At 67.3% G+C, this 3,597-nt stretch carries 2 protein-coding genes and 1 pseudogene; all 3 read left to right on the plus strand.

Annotation, left to right across the window (positions count from 1 at the left end; genetic code table 11):
- Positions 1–195, plus strand: a pseudogene (locus AC1DVI_RS31990) (succinate--CoA ligase subunit alpha); the annotation flags it as partial.
- A 151-nt stretch (positions 196–346) separates the two neighbouring features.
- Positions 347–3,271, plus strand: coding sequence for a 2-oxoglutarate dehydrogenase E1 component (locus AC1DVI_RS31995; RefSeq protein WP_476961411.1), 2,925 nt, complete (start codon positions 347–349; stop codon positions 3,269–3,271).
- A gap of 42 nt (positions 3,272–3,313) precedes the next feature.
- Positions 3,314–3,597 (plus strand): biotin/lipoyl-containing protein (locus AC1DVI_RS32000; RefSeq protein WP_476961412.1); only part of this gene is annotated, 284 nt, incomplete at its 3' end.

The following is a 3,597-nucleotide window of genomic DNA, read 5'->3' on the forward strand; positions in this document are numbered from 1 at the left end:
AAGAAGCCGGTCGTCGGCTTCATCGCCGGGCGCACCGCGCCTCCGGGCCGCCGCATGGGCCACGCCGGCGCGGTGATCTCCGGCGGCAACGACACCGCCGACTTCAAGATCGACTTCATGAAGTCGGTCGGCATCGCCGTCGCCGACAGTCCCGCCAGCCTGGGCTCCACCATGCTCAAGGTCTTCAAGGGCTGATAAAGCGGTCGGCGGGACCCCATATTCCCGCCGACTGCCGAAGGACCGGCGGCCCCCGTGTCTCCTCCCGGAGATCCCGGGGGCCGTCCGGACCCCAGCGACAAGCAAAAAAACTCTCTGAGGGAACCGGGCAAACGCCCGAGGCAAACATATGTCCGCTAATCTGGAGAAGACCTCGTTCCTGTTCGGCTCGAACGCCGAATACGTCGCGGAGTTGTACGCGCGCTTCCTGAAGGACCCCTCCTCGGTGGATTCGAGCTGGAACGGCTTCTTCAGGGAGCTGGACGACGACTCCCGCGCCGTCCTGAACGAGCTGAACGGCCCGTCCTGGAGCCTGGAGGAGGGCACGCTCGCCAACGGCGCGCTCGACCCCGTCGCCGCCTCGCTGGAAAGCATCGGCGCCCCGGCGGCGACCAACGGCAACGGCGGCCTCGTCGCCCACGCCCAGCAGGTCTATGGCGGCATCAGCCACCAGCAGTTGCGCGCCGCGACGCTCGACAGCATCCGCGCGCTGATGCTCATCCGCGTCTACCGCGTGCGCGGCCACATGAACGCGCATTTCGACCCGCTGGGTCTCGAGAAGCGCGAGCCGCACCCGGAACTCGATCCGGCGACCTACGGCTTCGGCCCGGGCGACATGGACCGCCCGATCTTCCTGAACTACTCGCTGGGCCTGGAAACGGCGTCGCTGCGCCAGATCCTGGAGATCCTGCAGAAGACCTACTGCGGGAACATCGGCGTCGAGTTCATGCACATCCAGGACCCGGAAGAGAAGGCCTGGATCCAGGAGCGCATCGAAGGCGGGCGCAACCACACCGAGTTCACGGTGAACGGCAAGCGCGCCATCTACGAGCGCCTGATCGCCGCCGAGGGCTTCGAGAAGTTCCTCCAGCTGAAGTACACCGGCACCAAGCGCTTCGGCCTTGAGGGCGGCGAGTCGATGATCCCCGCGCTGGAGCAGATCCTGAAGCGCGGCGGCCAGCTCGGCCTCAAGGAAGTCGTCGTCGGCATGGCCCACCGCGGCCGGCTGAACATGCTGACCAACTTCATGGGCAAGCCCTTCGCCGCGGTCTTCTCGGAGTTCCAGGGCAACCCGTCCAGCCCGCAGGACGTGCAGGGCTCCGGCGACGTGAAGTACCATCTCGGCACCTCGTCGGACCGCGACTTCAACGGCAACATCGTCCACCTGTCGCTGACCGCCAACCCGTCCCACCTGGAATGGGTGAACCCGGTCGTGCTGGGCAAGGTGCGCGCCAAGCAGGCGCAGCGCAACGACCTGGACCGCGAGCAGGTCATGGGCGTGCTGATCCACGGCGACGCCGCCTTCGCCGGTCAGGGCATCGTGGCCGAGACGCTGGGCCTGTCGGAGCTGCGCGGCTACCGCACCGGCGGCACCGTGCACTTCATCATCAACAACCAGATCGGCTTCACCACGAACCCGACCTATTCGCGGTCCGGCGTCTACTGCTCGGACATGGCGAAGATGGTTCAGGCGCCGATCTTCCACGTCAACGGCGACGACCCCGAGTCCGTCGTCCACATCAGCCGCATCGCCGCCGAGTTCCGTCAGAAGTTCAAGCGGGACGTGGTGATCGACATGGTCTGCTACCGCCGCCACGGCCACAACGAGGGCGACGAGCCGGGCTTCACCCAGCCACTGATGTACAAGAAGATCCGCGCCCACGGCACCACGCGGGAGCTGTACGGCAAGCAGCTCGTCGAGGAGAACGTCCTCACCCAGGCCGAGTCCGATCAGATGATCCAGGACTTCATGAAGAAGCTGGAGGGTGAGTTCGAGGCCGCCAACTCCTTCAAGCCGAACAAGGCCGACTGGCTGGAAGGCAAGTGGTCGGGCCTGGAGGCCGCGAAGACCGACGACGAGCGCAAGGGCAACACCGGCGTGGCGATCGACGTGCTGCGCGAGGTCGGCAACAAGCTCTGCGAATATCCGAAGGACTTCGCGATCAACTCGAAGATCGCCCGCCAGCTCGAGGCCAAGAAGAAGTCGCTGGAGACCGGCGAGGGCATCGACTGGGCGACCGCGGAAGCGCTCGCCTACGGCACGCTGCTGGTCGAGGGCAACGGCGTCCGCCTGTCGGGCCAGGATTCCGGCCGCGGCACCTTCTCGCACCGCCACGCGGTGATGTACGACCAGAACACCGAGAACAAGTACATCCCGCTGAACCACCTCCGTCCCGACCAGGGCCCGTTCGAGGTTCATGACAGCCCGCTGTCCGAGGCCGCCGTGGTCGGCTTCGAATACGGCTATTCGCTGGCCGAGCCGCACAGCCTGACCCTGTGGGAAGCGCAGTTCGGCGACTTCGCCAACACCGCCCAGACCATCATCGACCAGTTCCTCTCGTCGGGCGAGTCGAAGTGGCTGCGCATGTCCGGCCTCGTGCTGCTGCTGCCGCACGGCTACGAGGGCCAGGGTCCGGAGCACTCCTCGGCCCGTCCGGAGCGCTTCCTCCAGATGTCCGCCGAGGACAACTGGCAGATCTGCAACCTGACGACCCCGGCGAACCTGTTCCACGCCTTCCGCCGCCAGATGCGCCGGCCCTTCCGCAAGCCGCTGGTGCTGTTCACGCCGAAGTCGCTGCTGCGCCACAAGCTGTGCGTCTCCAGCCTGTCGGAGCTGGCCGAGGGCACGAACTTCCGCCGCGTGCTCGGCGAGACGGCCACCGACCTGCTGCCGAACGAGCAGATCCGCCGCATCGTGGTCTGCACCGGCAAGGTCTATTACGACCTGCTGCAGGAGCGCACGGCGCGCGGCATCAAGGACGTGGCGCTGGTCCGGTTGGAGCAGCTCTACCCGTTCCCCCGCTCCGCCCTGACCGAGGAGTTCGCCCGCTACCCGAACGCCGAGGTCGTGTGGTGCCAGGAGGAGCCGGAGAACCAGGGCTACTGGGCCTTCGTCGACCGCCGTCTGGAAGGCGCCCTCACCTCGATCGAGCACAAGGCCTCGCGCCCCAGCTACGTCGGCCGTCCGGCCGCCGCGTCGCCGGCCACCGGCCTGCTCAAGCGTCACAACCAGGAGCAGGCGAAGCTTCTGGAAGACGCGCTCGTCATCCGCTGACTCGACGCCCAGGCGTAGAACAAGAAAGTACGAGAGGAACTTATGGCTACCGAAATCAAGGTCCCCACCCTGGGCGAGTCCGTCTCCGAGGCGACCGTCGCCCGCTGGCTGAAGAAGGTCGGCGACGCGGTCGCCGCCGACGAGGCGCTGGTCGAGCTGGAGACCGACAAGGTCACGCTTGAGGTGAACGCTCCGTCTGCCGGCACGCTGGCGGAAATCGTCGCCGCCGACGGCGCCAACGTCGGCGTCGGCGCCCTGCTGGGCGTTCTCGGCGAGGCCGGCGCCGCCGTGGCCGCCCCGGCCAAGGCCGCCGCTCCCGCCGCCGC

The sequence above is a fragment of the Azospirillum sp. P4_B5 genome (genome assembly GCF_056402275.1).